The organism is Paenibacillus sp. DMB20 (assembly GCF_000987955.1).
Classification (GTDB): Bacteria; Bacillota; Bacilli; order Paenibacillales; family Paenibacillaceae; genus Paenibacillus_AQ.
On the sequence record NZ_LAZU01000058.1, the window covers coordinates 1 to 17,495 of the forward strand.

Genomic DNA, 17,495 nt, shown 5'->3' on the forward strand with positions numbered 1-17,495 from the left:
TGCGGTATCCATGAGGGAAGCGTTGAATTGAGCCATATGATTGAGTACGTCCAGTTTAAAGCTTGTCGGATAATTTGTATAGCCATTGGCAAAGGCAGACTCACCATGGATCTCGTAGAGCTTCAACCAATATTGAAACTGAGAGTTGGTAACGCCCATTTGATTTGCGTATTCCCTCTGTGAGAGAAGCGTAGGGTCATACGCGTGAATAATCGCCAGTTTACTATCCTTTGTAAATTTAGTCACAAAAAAACTGCACCTCCAATTGTTAGCGTGTGTCCAACAATTGGGGTGCAGTTCAAGTTGGATCACTATGCTTGGCTTATATTTAGAAAAGGGGATGTCCCAAAGCAGATTTTTCTACTGCGGGACCGTCCCCTTTTCTTTTTTGGATTCATGCTTGTCCACTTAAGCAGATTGGTACTCATTCGTTGACACTGGTTCCGTTAATTTCTGCTTTTTGGGCGATTTGAGCTTGTTTACTGGCAACCGTTCCGCTATTTAGCCGTTTCGCTGCCCATAAACATCTATTGAGGCCGAATAGCGGAACCTGCGTCACTTTAACCTGTAAAATCCGCGTTTCCGGGCCCATAGCGGAACCTGTGTCATCATTGGCCGTTTTATGATTACAGGTCACTCTCTCTTGACAAAACGAGGAGCGTCCCGGGTCAATGGACCTTGGGGACGCCCCCTTCTTCGTTTTGGCATCAGGCGCGGCGCGCACTTTTTCTCCAGGACGACAGCCAAGATGCAAAGGGCTTCCAGTCTTTGCGGTACGTTCCGGAGCCTTCCGCCTCCGCGGCGAGGGTTGCCGCAGCTCCCGTTTTGGCATTGACCCGGGTATCCTCCGTTTCCGTTAAAGGGAGGGGTTCTTCGTTCATCATGTAATACCTCATGTGATAGGTGCTGACCGTGTCCCCGTGGAGGGTCACCACATGGTCATCGCGAATTTCGATGATTTTGCCGGTAACAACCTTGGTGTTATACATGATTCATCCGCCTCTCCTCTGCATGAATTGGGTCCGGAGCATCCTGACGGAGCGACCGCAGCCCTTCGCCGCCACTCTTCGTGAAAAGCCTGCCGACCCCCGAGATCCGCCGGCCTTTTGCCTATCCTCGGTTCCTATTCCCGAAAACGGGAGCTCCAGTCGTTATATTCGCGCTCGGCGGCATCTTTGCTGTGGCCATAGCGCTCCTGCAGCTTGCCCACCAGCTTGTCCTTTTCTCCGGCAACGACATCCAGATCATCGTCGGTCAATTTGCCCCACTGCTTTTTGGCCTCACCCTTCAATTGGTTCCACTTTCCTTTAAATACGTTGCTGTCCATTCGTCTTCACTCCTCCTGTATATATTGGTAAAAAAAAAGCGATCCAGCATAGTTGCTTCTATATTCCGTTTACCCGGGAGCCCCCCCTTCTGAATCCCCGTAAGGAATAAAATCAACCCCATTTGCAATCCGAAAACGCCGCACTGAAGATAAAATTTTATATAAAAAATCAAGATTTAAATAATAAGTGATTATTTTCACATTAAAGTCTTCCAGCATATGCTAAGATTCCATCGAACGGTAGTCTTAACGACTCACGGTTCAATGCTTTTACCGGGTAAAAAGCCGCATAAACAACGCTTGGAATGAAGGAGTGGAGAATCAGCCGACGCCGCATTCCGACAATACCCCCCGTTGTTAAAATGTTTCAACATTTTAATACCATAATTTTCACAAAATTTTGAACGAAAAAGTGGAGGTCATCTGTATGAAAAAGAAATTGTCCATCATTTTGACAGGCACCCTTGTTCTCGGAGGTTTGCTTGCAGGCTGCGGAGACAAAGCCGAGGAGCCTGCCAAAACGGAAACGCCTGCTGCTGAACAGCCTGCTGCGGAAACACCGGCGACCGACGCCAAATATGCCGACGGCACTTACTTCGCCCAGGGCGAAATGAACCCCGAATCCGGCTGGCAGGACAACGTTACCCTTCACGTTGAGGGCGGAAAAATCAAAGACGTGGTATGGAACGGTTCCAACATTAAAGCGGGCCCGGACAAAAAAAACCATGTCCGAATCCGGTCAATACGGCATGAAAGAAAAAAGGCGGAGCTCAGGCCGAATGGCACGAGCAAGCTGCCAAAGCGGAGCAATTCCTGGTTGAGAAACAGGATCCGGCAGCCATCACCGTAAACAACGAAGGCAAAACCGACGCCGTCTCCGGCGTATCCATCCATGTAGGCGACTTTGTGGCGATTGCACAGAAAGCACTGCAGGCTGGACCCGTTGAAGCCGGTCCTTATAAAAGACGGGGGCTACCATGCCGAAGGCGAAAAAAGACGCGAAAAGCGGCTGGAAATCAACCGTTGACCTGACGGTTGCCAACGGGAAAGTCATCGCCGCCTACTTCAGCGGCGTAAACGATAACGGCGACGACAAGCAGGTCTTCTCCAAAGACGGCAAATACGGCATGAAAGAAAAAGGCGGAGCCCAAGCCGAATGGCACGAGCAAATCGAAAAGGCTCAACAGTACTTCTTAGAGAACCAAGGAGTCGGCAGCCTCAGCTTTAACGATGAAGGCAAAACCGACGCCATCTCCGGCGTATCCATCGGCATCCAGGAATACTTCCAACTGGCCGAAAAAGCGCTTGAAGGAGCCAAATAAACTTCCTTATATTTCGAAAAATACTGCAGCAGAAGGACGGGAGTTCTCTCCCGCTTCTGCTTTTGCAGCACAAAGAGACAGAGGTGAGCTTCATGAAAAAAATCGTTCTGCTCGGGGGCGGCTACGGCGGCGTTCATGCAGCCAAAGGGCTGGCTAAAAAGTTCAAGAAAAACAATGACGTCGAGATCACGTTGATCGACCGCAATCCATATCATACTCTTCTGACCGAGCTCCACGAAGCGGCCAACCGGACACCGGAAGACTCCGTCAAAATCGATCTGAAAAAAATATTTGCCGGCCTAAAGGTCAATGTCGTGCTGGACGAGATCAACAACATCGATTTCGAAGGCCAAAAGCTCGTTTCCGAAAATGCGGTCTACGAATACGACTATCTCGTCATCGGCACGGGCTGCAAGCCAACCTTCTTCGGCATTCCGGGAGCGGAGGAGAACGCGTTTACGCTCTGGTCCTTCGAGGACGCCGTTCGCCTCAAAGAGCAGATTCGGCACAGCTTCCGCGAGGCTGCCAAGGAACACGATCCCGCGGTTCGCAAGTCGAAGCTCTCCTTCGTGGTTGTCGGTGCGGGCTTTACCGGTGTTGAGCTTGTCGGCGAAATGGCGGAATTCCGCGACGAGCTGTGCAAGGAGTTTTACATCGATAAATCGGAGGTGCGACTGGTCGTCGCGGATATGGCCCCCAAAATCCTGCCGATCCTGCCGGATAAGCTGATTGCCAAGTCCGAGAAATATCTTCGCAAGGTCGGTGTCGAGATCATAACCGGAGCCAAGATAACCGGCGTAGGCAAGGACCGTGTCATCCTGGGAGAGGGCAACGAGATTATAGCCAGCACGATCGTTTGGACGGCCGGCGTCGAAGGCTCCGATCTCGTCGGTTCCCTGGATGTGCAGCAGCAGGGCCGGAAACGGATCGTGACGAACGACAAACTCCAAAGCGTGGATCATGAAAATGTGTACGTCATTGGGGACAACATCTTCTTCATTCCCGAAGGGGAGACCCGTCCGGTGCCGCAAATGGTCGAAAATGCCGAGCAAGCCGCGGCCGTAGCCGCGCACAACCTGCATGCCGAGATTACCGGAGGACCGAAAAAATCCTACAAGCCGGCGTTCCACGGCACCATGGTATGCATCGGCAGCCGGTACGGCGTAGCCAATGTGGGATTGCCGAATAAGTTGTTTAAGATGTCCGGCTTTTTCGCAATGGCCGCCAAGCACTTCATGAATATGTTCTACTTGTTTACGGTAGCCGGCTTCAATAAAGTTTGGACTTACATGATGCACGAGTTCTTCCACGTGAACAACCGCAGAAGCTTCCTTGGAGGCCACTTCTCGAAACGTTCGCCTAATTTCTGGCTGTTCCCGCTGCGGATCTATCTCGGCTTCATGTGGCTGTCCGAGGGCTGGGAAAAGCTGCAAAAAGTCATAGACGACCCCAACCGGATCTTCCTCATACCTCCGGCTCCAACGGCTGACGCCACCACGGCAGCCACGCAGGCGGTGAGCGAAGTGGTGCAGACGGTGGACGCGCAGACGGCCGCTTCCGCGGTAGAAACCGCCAAGACCGCGGTCGAGGCGCTTCCTGTGCCGGGATTCATCAGCAGCATGGTCAGCGGATTCATGGATATGTTCTTCTATACTTCCGACGGCGGATATACCGGCCTCGCTTCCGTATTCCAGGTAGGTATGGTAGCGGCTGAAATCATATTCGGCCTGATGCTTATTGCCGGTTTGTTCACGGCAGTCGCTTCCATCGGCACCATTGCCATGGGTATCATGATTTGGACATCGGGCATGGCGCCTTACGAAATGCTCTGGTATATCACGGCTGCGATCGCCACCATCGGCGGATCGGGCAGCACGCTCGGCCTGGACTACTATGTGCTTCCTTGGCTGAAAAAGCATTGGAAAAGGGTTCCGTTCGTCAAACGATGGTACCTGTACACGGATTAACAAATGGAACGACTCCATCGTCCTTCTCCAAGGACGTGGTCGTTTTCACAAAATACAGAATGTCAACCGGTCAAGAGCCGCGCGCCTTCTTAGCGCGGGGCTCTTGACGGTTAAATACAAGCGGGGCAACGAATGTCCGCATAATGTCTCTAAGGGGTGGGCTTAATGAAAACTCGACTGATGAACGATACCTTCCGTTTACTGCATGAAGAATGGTCACCGATTGCCGGGATCGTCCTGGATGTTCCATACCATGACCTGAACCGGCTGGCTTCCGTGCTGGAACCTCATCAGCTTGCGCCCCGGCGGGAAACCGTGCTGCTTGCACTCTTTGCGCTGCTCCATATGGCCCGGGAACGTCACCGCGACTGCTCTTTTCAAGATCCGGATCTGACCCGCCGCATTCTGGACGGCGATTATTTGTACAGCCTGTATCTGCAGATGGCCGTGAAATACCGGGAAACCGGTCTGGTCTCCCACCTTGCTCCCGTCCTTAAACGGCAGCAGATCGCCTTTGCGGAAGGGCGGGGTATCGACGAGGATCTGACGGTTCACTTCGAGACATTTTTATGCGGCGAATACAAACAAAAAACAGACCGTGAAAGCGATATAGGGGAGGGAATCCGGATGAAATTGCATGAAGCCTTAAACCTCGACATTCGCCGGATCAATCGGGAAATCGAGAATATCGTCAAGTTTGACCCCGACCTCCCCCGCTCTTCGGTCGTAGCCAAAAGCGTGCTGGAGCTGATCCGTTCCGGCGGCAAAAGGCTGCGGCCGCTGATGGTGATGGTCGGCGCCCGGTTCGGGCCGAAGCCGACTGAACGAAAGCAATGGCAGCTGGCGGCCGCGGCGGAATTCATCCACGCGGCCTCGCTTGTCCACGACGATGTGATCGACCGGTCGGACCTGCGCCGGGGACAGCCGGCCATGCATTTGAAGACCGGCGTCAGCGAAGCGGTTCATATCGGAAGTTACATGTCGCTCCGGATCGTGGAGCTGCTGTCCCAATACGCGGCCGATCAGGAGCGGTACGTGCATGACCTGTCATCTATTGCAACGACGCAGCTCTGCCTCGGGGAATATCAGCAAATGGCCCATGCCTTCGACTATGACCAGACACTGGAGGAGTACCTGGAGAAATCACGAAACAAAACCGCCCTGCTGATGGCCACCTGCCTTCGTACGGGCGCCTTGTCTTCAGGATGCGATCCGCAATCGGCCGAATTGCTTTATGAATTCGGGGAATGCCTGGGGATGTACTTTCAGATCCGTGATGATCTGCTGGATTTCACGGAAGATGAAAAGACGCTCGGCAAGCCTGCCGGCAGCGACCTCCGTCACGGCCAGGTCACCCTGCCCGTGTTCTTTGCCCTAAAGGACCCCGCTCTCTCCCCTGCCATCCGGTCGATCGGTCCGGATTCGCCGGATGCCGAGGTGGACCGGGTGCTGGAAGCCATCCGCCAGAGCGGGGCCTTGGAACAGGCCGAAACTTTCAGCCGTTCCTATCTCGAACGGGCCGAGGCGATTATCGTCCAGTTGGGCGGCTTCCCCGCCCACAAGGATCTGAACACGCTGCTTGAGTATTTTTTCGGCCGCCTAGCCATTTGCGCTTTGCCTCTCCTCACATCCGTTTCCATCATGTTGAAAGCCAAAAACGAGGCTCGCGGGACCGCTCCCTTTTTTTCGAGCAAAAAAGGTCAAGGACTGGAGCTAAACTTGCTCCCAATCTTTGACCTTTTTGATTCTCGTTTGCCACGGTTATCAAATACTAACGGACATGGGTTCCGTTACAGAAGCAATTAAGCAAGAAACTCTGCCATTCGGGGCCGCTAATGGATCCTATGTCCGTTAAGCGGCCAAACCGGGGATGAATTCGATGTAAGCGCCCTGTATGTCCGTTGGAGTTCAAACTATAGCCGTAGATTCTGAAGGACCCTTCCCCGCAATCGCATTCACACCCGTCGATTAAACCACCGCCACGGCCATGCCAAGCAGGACGAATAACAGCAGGAATGCGGTATCCCGGCCGGTCCAGACCAGCACATGGAGACTGGTGCGAGGTTCGTTAATCACAAATCCTCGCGACTCCATCGACTGTATGAGATCTTCCGCCCGTCGGAATGCGCCGACGGTTACGGGAACGAGCAGGGACACGAGCATTTTGGCCTTGTCTTTCCAGGGCAGCTCCTTCAGATCGGCCCCCCGGGAAGCTTGCGCCTTCAAAATCTTATGGGTTTCATCCAGAATCGTCGGAATAAAACGGAGCGCAATGCCGATCATCAGGCTGAGCCGCTCCGGATGCATCCCTATTCTTTTCAAAGGCTTGAGGACGCCCTCCAGGCCCTGATTCAGCTTGCCCGGGGTCGTCGTAAACGTAAGAATCGCCGTAAAGGATATCAATAAAGCCATGCGAAGCACGCTGTACAGGCCCTCTTCGACGCCGCCCGCATAGAGGGTAAACGTGCCGAGCGAGAGCCAGGCTTTGCCGCTTTGAACCGTAAACAGCTGAACGATAAAAATAAAAACCATCAGAAAACGCAGCGGCTTCATCGCTTTGAAATAATAACGGAACGGGATCCGGGTGGAGCCCATGACCAGTATGGAAAAGAGAAGGGTCAGCGCCATGGCCGTCCATGACGACACCAGGACAATCACGACCACATACAGCAGCATGGCCGTCAGCTTCGCCCGCGGATCCAGGCCGTGGATCCATGAACCGGTATCGATGCTTCGTCCGATCAGCAGCTTTTCGCGCATAATCCTCCCCCTCTTTGCTCCCTTTTCTCGTCCGGATGAGTTCGCTCCGAAAGTTTCCGCAGCCCGGCCATCCTTCGGGCCAGACTTTCCGCCGTATAGCACGGCTCCTCCTCCTGCAGGCCGAAACGCTCCGCCAGAATGCTCCAGCAGCGCAGGGGCTGTGGAATCGCCATCCCGCAGCCTTCCAGCACCCCCAGCTTTCCCGAAAGCTCTCGAGCCGTACCGTCATAGACGCAGCTGCCTTCATGCATGATGACCCAGCGGTCGGCGGTATCCAGCAGCTCATCCATGCGATGGGTAACCATAATCACCGTTTTGCCCTGCTCGCGGCACAGGCGTCCGAGCAGACGGATCAATTCCCTTCGGCTGGCGGGATCCAGCGTAGCGGTCGGCTCATCAAGCACAAGGATGTCCGGCTCCATGGCGAGCACCGATGCGATAGCCGCTTTCCGCAATTGTCCTCCGCTCAGCTGAAAGGGGCTCCGCTGCAGCAGTCCCCGGTCCAGGCCCATGATATCAAATGCTTCCCGTGCACGACGCTTGGCCTCCTCGCCGTTTACGCCAAAGTTCATCGGTCCAAAGCAAATGTCCTTTTCCACCGTTTCTTCAAACATTTGCTGCTCCGGAAACTGAAATACGAGACCTACCCTGCGGCGGAGCTCCCGAAGCTTGGGCGCCTTCTCTCCTGCCCGGATCGTCATATCCAGCACGGACACGCATCCCGATGTCGGCTTGATGATTCCGTTCAACAGCTGGAGGAGCGTGGATTTGCCCGAACCGGTCGTACCGGCAATGCCGATAAACTGTCCCTTGGCTATATCCAGGTCTATACCCTGAAGCGCGGTTCGGGCCCAGGGACTTCCGGCGCTGTAGTCAAAGCATGCTTTCTCTATCTGAATGACCATAAAAATTCCTCCAGGTCCCCGGGTCCTCCCGATATATCCGCAGGCACCCCTTGCCGTCTCAGCTCCTGCGCAAGCCGCAGTCCAAACGGAGCCTCCAGGCAGCAAAGGGACAGCAGTTCCTCATCGGCAAACAGCTCTTTCGGCGGGAGATCCGCTATAATATTCCCGTCCCGCAGGGCCAAAACGCGCTCCGAGGCCAGTATCTCTTCCGCATCGTGCGTAATCGACAACATCGTATAGCGGCCTTCCCGGTGCATATTCCGGAGGATTGCGGTCAATTCAACCCGTGCTCCCTCATCCAGCATGGAGGAGGCTTCATCCAGCACCAGAATCTCCGGTTCCATCGCGAGCACGGAAGCCAGCGCCACCCGCTGCTTCTGCCCTCCCGAAAGCTCGGAAGGATGCCGGTTCAACAGGGGTTGAATTCCGAGCTTCCCGGCGTAACGATCGATTTTCTCCCGCATTTCCTCCCGGCTCATGCACAGGCCTTCCAGGCCAAATGCCATATCCTCTTCTACGGTGCTGCCGACAAACTGGTTGTCCGGATTCTGGAATACCATTCCCACGCTGCGGCGAATGGCCGCCAGATTCGGAGGCGCAAGCTCGAGGCCTGCCGTCACTACGGATCCCCCGCCGGGCATCAGCAGCCCGTTAAAGAGCCTTGCCAGCGTCGATTTGCCGCTTCCGTTGCTCCCCGCAATGCTCACCCATTGACCCTTGGGGACGCTGAAGCTGACGGAGCGGATGTTCTCTTGTTCCCTTGTATATGAAAAGCTGACATCACGGAGAACGAGTGCCGTCTGTGAGTCCACGATACCCGGGGCATCCATTACTTCCGCCGTGCCCTTCCGGCGACCGAGTCCATTCCTATCCATCAAAGGCCCCCCTATCCATGTGAGTTCAAAAAGTCGCTTCTCAAAAGTTCATTCCGTATTCAGCCGGACACCCCCGCAAACAACGAGAGCCTGGAGAGCGAGGGCACCAGATACCTTACCGCGATGCCGATCAGGATGCCGGTCACGATACCGGTCAGCAGCAGCGCCGGCAAATAATAGAATATGGAGGTGGTTTTAAAAATGATGCAGGCCGCCGTCAGCTGGCCGATATTATGCGCTACTCCCCCGGCAATGCTGATTCCGATCAGGCTGAGCCGTTTTCCGCTGACTTTTAGCAAGCCGTACATCACCACAAAGCTGAACAGCGCGCCGAACAGGCTGAACAGAAAGCTGGAGAAGGTTCCGAATATCATCGCCGTCAGCAGCGTTTTAAGAATAATCAAGGTAAACGCGTCCCTGCCCCGCAAAAAATACAAACAGGTCAGCACCATGATGTTGGCAAGCCCCAGCTTTGCTCCCGGTACCGAAAGGTTGACGGGAATAAGGGATTCCACGATGCTGAGCACGACCGCGACGGCCGCAAAAATAGCAATAATGACGGTTTTCTTCAGCAGCTGTGCGGATTCGTTAGTTGACAACGGCGTCGACTTCATCCGTTTCCCCTCCCTCTGGACCTCCGTCCACCTCAACCAGCACTTTGTGCGGCAGACAGACGATGCTTTGATTTTTTTGATTTACGAAGCCGAAGGACAGGCAGACTTCGTCCGGACAGTCGGCCTCAATCATTTCAATGCCGTAATCATGTACTTTGAGAATATTGGTTCCGTGGTCGGTCCGTATTTCGATGACCTGTTCTTCCTTGGTCAATTCCACCTGCTTGAACGGCCGGCCATCCACCGTAATGGTCGCAATCAGGGGATTATTGTGATTTTCTTCACTTCCATTGCCGCCAAGCCATCGCGGAACGAGAAATATGAGGGCGGCTGCCAGCAGAACCGAGATCAGCACCAGATCTCCGCGTTTCATAAGCATCTTCCTTATTTTTTGATTATCTAAATCTTAGACGTCCTCATTATACTCACTCCCCATCGATCCTTCAATGAAGGAAATACGTATTTCGACCTATTTGAGAATACTTTCACAAAATCATCACGAAATCCAAAATTTTACTCAAAAATTTAATTAAATTATGAAAAGCCTCACATATCCCCGCCGGGGCCTCTGCTATAATTTAGGGCGAAATCTGGTGGAAATGAGGAATCCCCATGAACAAAAGCAAGCTTTCACCGCTTCTCCTGCTTCTCTCCGCCCTGCTCCTTCTCGGCGGATGTTCAAATACGGGACAGGCACCATCCGGCCCGGGCACGGATAAAACAGCCCCCGCTCAGGACGCGAAGTCTGTCGAACCGGTTAAAAAGTCCTACTATATATTCGATACGATCGTGCAGGTAAAAGTATATGACGGCAGAATCACGGACAGACATTTTGATGACATTGAAAAGCTGCTGAAAACGATCGACGCCGAAATGAGCCGAACCAACAATCAAAGCGAGCTGGATAGGATCAATGACAATGCGGGAGTCAAGCCCGTACAGGTGTCTAAGCAAACCTTCGAAGTCATTCAAAAGGCTTATGACTATTCGAAATTGACAAAAGGCCGCTTTAATGTGGCGATCGGCCCTCTCGTAACTCTGTGGAACATCGGCAGCGAAGATGCTCATGTGCCAAAGCCCTCCGAAATTGAAGAACGTCTGCCGCTTTGCGACTACCGCCATATCGAGCTCAAGCCGGATACCCGTGAGGTATATTTGAAGAAAAAAGGCATGATCCTCGATCTTGGAGGCATCGCCAAAGGGTACTCCGCGGACGTTATCGCCGGGTATTTAACGGATAACGGTTTTCACAGCGCCATTATTGACCTCGGCGGTAATGTGCTGGCCCTCGGCCAAAAGCCGGGCGGCCATAAGTGGACGATCGGCATCCAGGATCCCGATATGGCCCGGGGCAATCCGATCGGCAACCTGAAGGTGGAAGATCAAACGATCGTTACCTCCGGCGTGTATGAACGTTTTTTCGAGCAGGACGGAAAAGCCTATCACCACATTCTCGACTCCGACACCGGTTATCCGGTCGATAACAACTTGAGCAGCGTCACGATCCTGACAGAGCGCTCCATCGACGCCGATGCTCTCTCCACCTCCCTCTTCTCGATGGGTCTGGAGAAAGGGCTTGCCTTCGCGGAGGAACTGGACCATGTGGAGGCGCTGTTCATTACAAAGGATAAAAAAAGTGTACATTACTCCCGGCATGGCCGACGTTCTCGACATGACCAACGATGGCTACACCCTCATCGAAAATTAACCGGCAGGACATGCCTCTTCGCCGGAGGACATGTCCTGTTGCCTTTTTCAGCCGGCGCGCAGCGTACCATCAGGTGTCGTGAGGCTTAAGCCGTCCCCTGATTGGACTTCAATTTGCTTTCGGTAATTGTATGTGCTATAATTTTTAATTGTTACAAGAAGTTTAACCCCGAAAGTTCCTCGCTTAACTAGCAAGATCATCCAAGATGAAGTTGTAAATTCCTATTTTCTGACCCAAAAGTAAGAGTTTAAGGAACGTTTGTTTTTCTGATTCACACTGGAGCGGTCATCGGAGCCGCAAGGACAAAAGAGAGGCAGGGCTTTTGTTGTTTTGGAAGTAATGATCCTCTGGACTTCAACAAAAGGAACCGACTGTGCAGCCATTTCGGCCGTCAGGGGTTAAATCATATCGGCGTTCATAGAACGCCCGCAAAGTACCCGGCAGGTTTATCTGCCGGGTACGTCTATTTGAACGGACTGAAGCGCTGCTTGAATGCCATCACTTTATGGTTGCCGTTTTCCATAAACCGATTTTCAGAAACGGAACTGGGGGATGAAGTTAGGGAACGGCTGCCCCTTTTAAATACATATCGTACCATTTATGTTGTCCTGTACCTGTCTTTTATGGCATAATGGAGGCAAAGATCGGGCAGTAAGCAGAGGGCATTTCGTTTGAATCTCAAACGGGATGCCTTCCTGTTTATACGCAGTATTTTTACATTAAATGTAACCTCGGCGAACAAGCTGCCCATAGGGGGTTGAGGCCATCGGTGTACAACTCTGTCGATATTCATTACAGCAACTAACGGAAATGGAGGGGACCTTCGTGAAAACTCCAAATTCCAATCGAGGAAAAAAAAACAAAAAGACCGCACCGGCATTTTTTATTTTCGCCGTTTCCTGCATTTCGGCCGCAATTCTCGTATTCATTATCGTTGAGTTCATTCTCGCCGCTATGTTCGGAACGCTGAAATAAACGGAAGGTTTGAGACCAAGGAGGATTTCCATGAAATGGAACAGACGCTATGCCCTAATGAACTTAGGCTGCAGTTCGATCTACGATGAACCGTAGCTGCGCTTGGTCGGCTGGACGGCATGCCTGCACCATATGGGCGGATAACGTCATCCGGGGACGTGATGCCGCTTTTCTCCTCCCTTCCCCTCACTGGAGGGGTTACCGATGATCAGGCAGCAGATCACGATAATGAGAGGGAGAAATAAAACATGAATTTGCAGCAAACCAATATAAGGGAAACGCTCGTTTCCCAGCTTTCTTTTTTTGACGAGCAGCTGACACTGTTTCTGGACCGGTATCTGCCCGCCAGCGACGATGTCCGCATCGCCCGGGAGCGCCGGAATACCAAGGCTTTTATTGAGCGGTATATGTTCAAGCTGGAAAACTTCCTCCAGCAAAACTCCGGCTCCGGGGATAGGATCTGTCCGGATTTTGCTTTCATCGGAAGCACCGTTACCGTTTTATACGACGACGGCCAACGCGAGTCTTACACGCTCTGCTTCCCCGAGGATTCCGATCCCGACAACGATTGCATATCCTTCATATCACCGCTTGGCTCACAGCTGCTTATGGCGGTGAAGGGCAGCCAGGTCACCATCGTTACCCCGGGACAAATCACGAATGTGACGATTACGGACGTGTTATACAATCGATAAGATAAACGTCTATCGACGTACTTTTTCAGAAGACAGACCGCATTTAGCGGAAGTTTTTCTTGCGAGATAAGGATGGCAAACCTCTGTAGTTTATACTTTCTTATCTCTTAAAAAAAGCGATGAGTCGTTGCCGCTTATACTCCGTACAGGATGGGGCGAAGGCTGCTTTCGAGGTGTTTCATGATTTCACCTCGAGGGCAGCCTTTTTGGTGCCCGGAAAGACATCCCTTCGAGCGTTCCCCAAAAAGGATCCATTCAGCGGGGAAAAGTTCCGTTTTTTCTTGAGCGATGATGTGACAGACGCCCAAATCGGTGCATATGATGCCGAAGACGGATTATTTTTTCGGAAGGAGCGTGCAGTCTTGAAAAAACGAGGGAAGCACACATCAGGCAAACAGGCCAATCTAAACCAGCACCGCTATGTAGTGGATCCCAACATGAGAGAGCTCGACCTGCTGGCAGGTAACGAGGAACGAAGCCGCGCAGAGGAAAGGGAGGCCCGGGTACTTTCATCTGCGCCGGCAGCGGCTCCGGAAGAAACGGCTTCCGAGCTGCTTACGGAAGCCGCTGAACCGTTCCCCGCGGAGTCAGAAATCCATGATAACAAAGAGACGTCCACCGAAGCCGATAATCAGCAGCCGACTCCGATTCCTCTGGAAGAGAGTGAAGAAGTATTCAACATTTCAAATGCTTCGGAACGGGAAGATCTGCTGACCGAAAAGCAAATGCCAGGCCATAAAGGGCCCTTTATTTATACGGAAGATATATGCGAATCCGCCATTACGGAAAGCCGGATCGCCTCCCGGGCCGTTACCAGCTCCAAGCTTGCGCCAGGCTCCGTCAGCAGTGACAAGCTTCAAGATTATGCCGTCACCGGCATCCATATCGCAGAGGGAAGCATCACCTCCAGCAAACTGGCGATATCCTCCGTAACGGCCGAGCATTTGGCCGGCGGCTCTGTATCAGGGCGGAACATTCTCGATGGGGCCATCGGAGGGGACAAAATTCGAGCGGGAAGCATCACGGGCGAAAAGCTTGCCGATCATGCCGTAACTTCGGATAAACTTGCCGACGCCGCTGTCTTGCCCCGCCACCTCAGCTCTCTGAGCATACCGGGCGATATTCTTGATGACGAAGCGGTGTCCTCCAGCAAAATCGCCCCAAGCAGCATTGAACCCCGGCATCTGGTCAATGAAGCGGTGCACACCTCCAAGCTGGCCGACGAATCGGTCACAACCTCCAAGCTCCGAGCCGGCGCCGTGACCGGCAGCAAGATTGAGCCCGGCGCCATCAGCGGCATTCATCTGCAACCGGAGAGCATATCCGGGGCCCATCTGGTACCCGGGGCCGTCAGCCGGAGCCATATTGAACCTGGAAGCATCGGAGCGGACCAACTCGAGGCCGGGTCGGTCGGCGCGAAGCATATCCGCAGCAAATCCCTTACGGCGGAGCATCTTGCACAAAGCACAATCGGGCCGGAGCAAATCCAGTCGGGCTCCATCGGCAAAGAGCAAATCGGAAGCGGTGAAATTCACTCCCGCCATCTGAGCGAGGCATGCGTCACAAGCTCCAAACTCGCAGATCAATCGGTCAGTACGTCCAAATTGGTGGAACAGTCCGTGACCGCTTCGAAAATTGCCGACCAGAGCATCCTTCCCGGCAAGATTTCGGATGGAGCGGTACACACACGCCATCTGGGCAAAGGTTCCGTGGATGCGGCCCAAATCGCCTCCGGAGCGGTGCAATCCGCTCACCTCGCCCAAGGAGCCGTTCAGTCCCAACACATTGGGGATGGAAGCCTGCAGTCCTGCCATTTTAGCCATAACGCGGTCAGCGAAACTTCAATTGCGCCCGCCTCGGTACGAGCTCGCCATCTGGCCGATGAATCGGTCGTATCCTCCCATCTTCAAGACGAATCGGTGACGACCAGCAAACTGGCTCCCGAAAGCGTAACCAGCAGCAAACTGGCTCCCGGGGCCGTTGGCGGTCCGGCAATCGCACCGGCCAGCATCGGCTCTACGCATCTGACCCATGGGAGCGTAAGGCAGGTCCATCTTAGCGAAGGGAGCGTCGGCTCGTCGGCGCTGCAGAACGGCTCCATCCAAGAAGGCCATCTGGCTCCCGGAGCCGTCACTACCCGTCACTACGCCGCAAGCAGCATCCCTTCTGCGGCGATTACAGACGGTTCGGTAACGTCGGAAAAGCTTGCTCCCGGCGTCATCACGGATGCCTTGATCGCACCGGCTGCGGTATATCCCTACCATCTCGCCGACCATGCGGTCACATCGCTCAAGCTTTCGCCGGAAAGCGTGACGACAGACAAACTGACCGACCTTGCCGTTACCTCCGCCAAGTTGGCCGAAGGCAGCATCAGTTCCTCCAAAATAGCCGACGGCGCCATTCAAAGCATTCATTTATCCGTCGAATCGGTTTCGTCAGACGCCCTGCAAGCCGAATCGGTTACGGCCGACAAAATTGCGGCCCAGGCCGTAAACGGCGAGCACCTCGCACTTGAGTCCGTGACCGGAAGACATTTAGGCCAGGAATCCATATACGGATACCATCTGAAGAAAAACATGATCACGCTCAGCCATCTTGCCGAGGAAACGCGTTCCGCCGAGTTTTTCGCGGACGGCAGCCTCCCCGGCCATAAACTTCAGTCAGGCTCGATTACGGAGAAACATCTCGCTTCCTTCTCCGTAACGCAGAATGCCATACAGGAGAATGCGGTCAGCGGGGATAAAATACAGCCCGCCTCCATCTCCTCCGGACATCTGCAGGACGGCATCATCCAGCCGGTTCATCTCGGCATCGAGTCCGTTCAATCCGTCCATCTGATGACCGGCGCCGTCCAAGACAGCCATATCGCACCCGAAAGCATCACTCAAGATCATTTGCAGCAGCACATTATCGGTGCCGAGCATCTGATTCGGGATGCGGTAGGAGTAGATCATATTCAAACCGGTGCCGTGGAAAGCCGGCATTTATCCGAGGGAATCGTCGGCTCAAGCCATATCAATGAAGCTGCCGTGACTTCCCGGCATATCGCACCTTCATCCGTCAGCGGGCGACCACCTGCAGAGCCAATCCGTCTCGAACGTTCATCTGCAGCCGGAAAGCACCGGACCCGATCATCTGCAGCCCGGCGCGGTTCAGTCCCGGCATATCGCAGCTTCATCCGTTACGGGCGACCACCTGCAGGGCCGATCCGTCACGGATACTCATCTGCAGCCGAAAAGCATCCAACTCCGATCATCTGCAGCCGGGGACGGTTCAGTCCCGGCATATCACGGAAGGCGCCATCCTCCCCCATCATGTGCAGGAGCGGAGCATCGGCCCCAAGCATATTGAAGCGGAAGCCATTACCGGCGATCTCGTACAAAACGGAACGATCACCGGCGATAAAATCGCGGAGGACAGCGTTCCCGGCTCCAAAATTACAGCCGGTACCCTGACCGGCCTTCATCTGGCGGAGGGCTCCGTCGATAGCCGGCATTTGACGGCCGAGGCCCTGGCATCCGTCACGATTCAAGACGGCAGCATTTCCGGCGCCAAGCTGGAAGACGGAACGATTACGGAGAGACATCTCGCTTTCTTCTCCGTTGCGCAAGATGCCATACAGGAGAATGCGGTCAGCGGGGATAAAATACAGCCCGCCTCCGTCTCCTCCGGACATCTGCAGGATGGCATCATTCAGCCGGTTCATCTCAGCATCGGGTCCGTTCAATCCGATCATCTGATGACCGGCGCCGTCCAAGACAGACATATCGCACCCGATAGCATCACTCAAGATCATTTGCGGCAGCATATTATCAGTGCCGAGCATCTGATCCAGGATGCGGTAGGAGCGGGCCATATTCAAACCGGTGCCGTGGAAAGCCGGCACTTGTCTGAAGGAACCGTCAGCTCAAACCATATCGACGAAGCTGCCGTAACTGCCCGGCATATCGCACCTTCATCCGTTGCGGGCGACCACCTGCAGAACCAATCCGTCTCGAACGTTCATCTGCAGCCGGAAAGCACCGGCCCCGATCAGCTGCAAGCAGGCGCGGTTCAGTCCCGGCATATCGCGGAAGGCGCCATCCTCCCCTATCACTTGCAGGAGCGGAGCATCGGCCCCAAGCATATTGAAGCGGAAGCCATTACCGGCGACCTCGTACAAAACGGAACGATCACCGGCGATAAAATCGCGGAGGACAGCATTCCCGGCTCCAAAATTGCCGCCGGTACCCTGACCGGCCATCAGCTGGCGGAAGGCTCCGTCGATAGCCGGCATTTGACGGCCGAGGCCCTGGCATCCGTCACGATTCAAGACGGCAGCATTTCCGGCGCCAAGCTGGAAGACGG

The 17,495-nt window shown here is 54.0% G+C and carries 16 protein-coding genes; 8 read left to right on the top strand and 8 right to left on the bottom strand.

Features of this window, described 5'->3' with window-relative positions; genetic code table 11:
• From XI25_RS35630 to XI25_RS30820, 3 genes are all read right to left on the bottom strand, one after another.
• A partial coding sequence (locus tag XI25_RS35630) for a helix-turn-helix domain-containing protein (RefSeq protein WP_046681647.1) occupies positions 1-246 on the bottom strand: 246 nt, incomplete at its 3' end.
• Between the two features lie 461 nt (positions 247-707).
• Complete coding sequence (locus XI25_RS30815) at positions 708-989, bottom strand: hypothetical protein (protein ID WP_046681649.1); 282 nt, start codon at positions 987-989, stop codon at positions 708-710.
• Between the two features lie 134 nt (positions 990-1,123).
• A complete protein-coding gene (locus XI25_RS30820) occupies positions 1,124-1,327 on the bottom strand; it encodes a CsbD family protein (RefSeq protein WP_046681650.1) in 204 nt (67 codons plus the stop codon).
• A gap of 427 nt (positions 1,328-1,754) precedes the next feature.
• Here XI25_RS30820 and XI25_RS36620 point away from each other — a divergent pair, with 427 nt between their 5' ends.
• From XI25_RS36620 to XI25_RS36630, 4 genes are all read left to right on the top strand, one after another.
• A complete protein-coding gene (locus tag XI25_RS36620; protein WP_327204878.1) occupies positions 1,755-2,177 on the top strand; it encodes a hypothetical protein in 423 nt (140 codons plus the stop codon).
• Positions 2,178-2,304: 127 nt separating this feature from the next.
• On the top strand, positions 2,305-2,649 hold the full coding sequence (locus XI25_RS36625) for a hypothetical protein (protein WP_327204879.1): 345 nt from the start codon (positions 2,305-2,307) through the stop codon (positions 2,647-2,649).
• A 92-nt stretch (positions 2,650-2,741) separates the two neighbouring features.
• Positions 2,742-4,616, top strand: coding sequence for an FAD-dependent oxidoreductase (locus tag XI25_RS30830; protein ID WP_046681651.1), 1,875 nt, complete (start codon positions 2,742-2,744; stop codon positions 4,614-4,616).
• A 165-nt stretch (positions 4,617-4,781) separates the two neighbouring features.
• Complete coding sequence (locus XI25_RS36630) at positions 4,782-6,422, top strand: polyprenyl synthetase family protein (RefSeq protein WP_327204880.1); 1,641 nt, start codon at positions 4,782-4,784, stop codon at positions 6,420-6,422.
• Between the two features lie 162 nt (positions 6,423-6,584).
• Here the strand turns inward: XI25_RS36630 and XI25_RS30840 are convergent, their stop codons facing one another.
• The 5 genes from XI25_RS30840 to XI25_RS30860 are packed head-to-tail and all read right to left on the bottom strand — an operon-like array spanning position 6,585 to position 10,143.
• Positions 6,585-7,376, bottom strand: coding sequence for an energy-coupling factor transporter transmembrane component T family protein (locus XI25_RS30840; RefSeq protein ID WP_046681652.1), 792 nt, complete (start codon positions 7,374-7,376; stop codon positions 6,585-6,587).
• On the bottom strand, positions 7,358-8,281 hold the full coding sequence (locus XI25_RS30845) for an energy-coupling factor transporter ATPase (RefSeq protein WP_046681653.1): 924 nt from the start codon (positions 8,279-8,281) through the stop codon (positions 7,358-7,360). The genes XI25_RS30840 and XI25_RS30845 overlap by 19 nt, the downstream gene beginning before the upstream one ends.
• Complete coding sequence (locus tag XI25_RS30850) at positions 8,266-9,156, bottom strand: ATP-binding cassette domain-containing protein (RefSeq protein ID WP_235440523.1); 891 nt, start codon at positions 9,154-9,156, stop codon at positions 8,266-8,268. The genes XI25_RS30845 and XI25_RS30850 overlap by 16 nt, the downstream gene beginning before the upstream one ends.
• Positions 9,157-9,215: 59 nt before the next feature.
• Positions 9,216-9,770 (bottom strand): Gx transporter family protein, encoded by a 555-nt coding sequence (locus XI25_RS30855; RefSeq protein ID WP_046681654.1) that lies wholly within the window; start codon positions 9,768-9,770, stop codon positions 9,216-9,218.
• A complete protein-coding gene (locus XI25_RS30860; protein WP_046681655.1) occupies positions 9,745-10,143 on the bottom strand; it encodes a NusG domain II-containing protein in 399 nt (132 codons plus the stop codon). Before XI25_RS30860 ends, XI25_RS30855 begins: the two co-directional genes overlap by 26 nt.
• Positions 10,144-10,382: 239 nt before the next feature.
• Here XI25_RS30860 and XI25_RS30865 point away from each other — a divergent pair, with 239 nt between their 5' ends.
• From XI25_RS30865 to XI25_RS31730, 4 genes are all read left to right on the top strand, one after another.
• The gene (locus tag XI25_RS30865; RefSeq protein ID WP_327204881.1) at positions 10,383-11,567 is read left to right on the top strand and encodes an FAD:protein FMN transferase; all 1,185 of its coding nucleotides are present in this window, start codon (positions 10,383-10,385) and stop codon (positions 11,565-11,567) included.
• A 736-nt stretch (positions 11,568-12,303) separates the two neighbouring features.
• Positions 12,304-12,453, top strand: a complete 150-nt coding sequence (locus XI25_RS33590; RefSeq protein ID WP_160308975.1) for a hypothetical protein — start codon at positions 12,304-12,306, stop codon at positions 12,451-12,453.
• Positions 12,454-12,701: 248 nt separating this feature from the next.
• Positions 12,702-13,148 (top strand): GreA/GreB family elongation factor, encoded by a 447-nt coding sequence (locus tag XI25_RS30870; RefSeq protein WP_046681656.1) that lies wholly within the window; start codon positions 12,702-12,704, stop codon positions 13,146-13,148.
• A 362-nt stretch (positions 13,149-13,510) separates the two neighbouring features.
• Entirely contained in the window at positions 13,511-16,603 is a 3,093-nt protein-coding gene (locus XI25_RS31730) for a hypothetical protein (RefSeq protein WP_152669267.1), read from the top strand.
• The last annotated feature ends 892 nt before the right edge of the window (positions 16,604-17,495 follow it).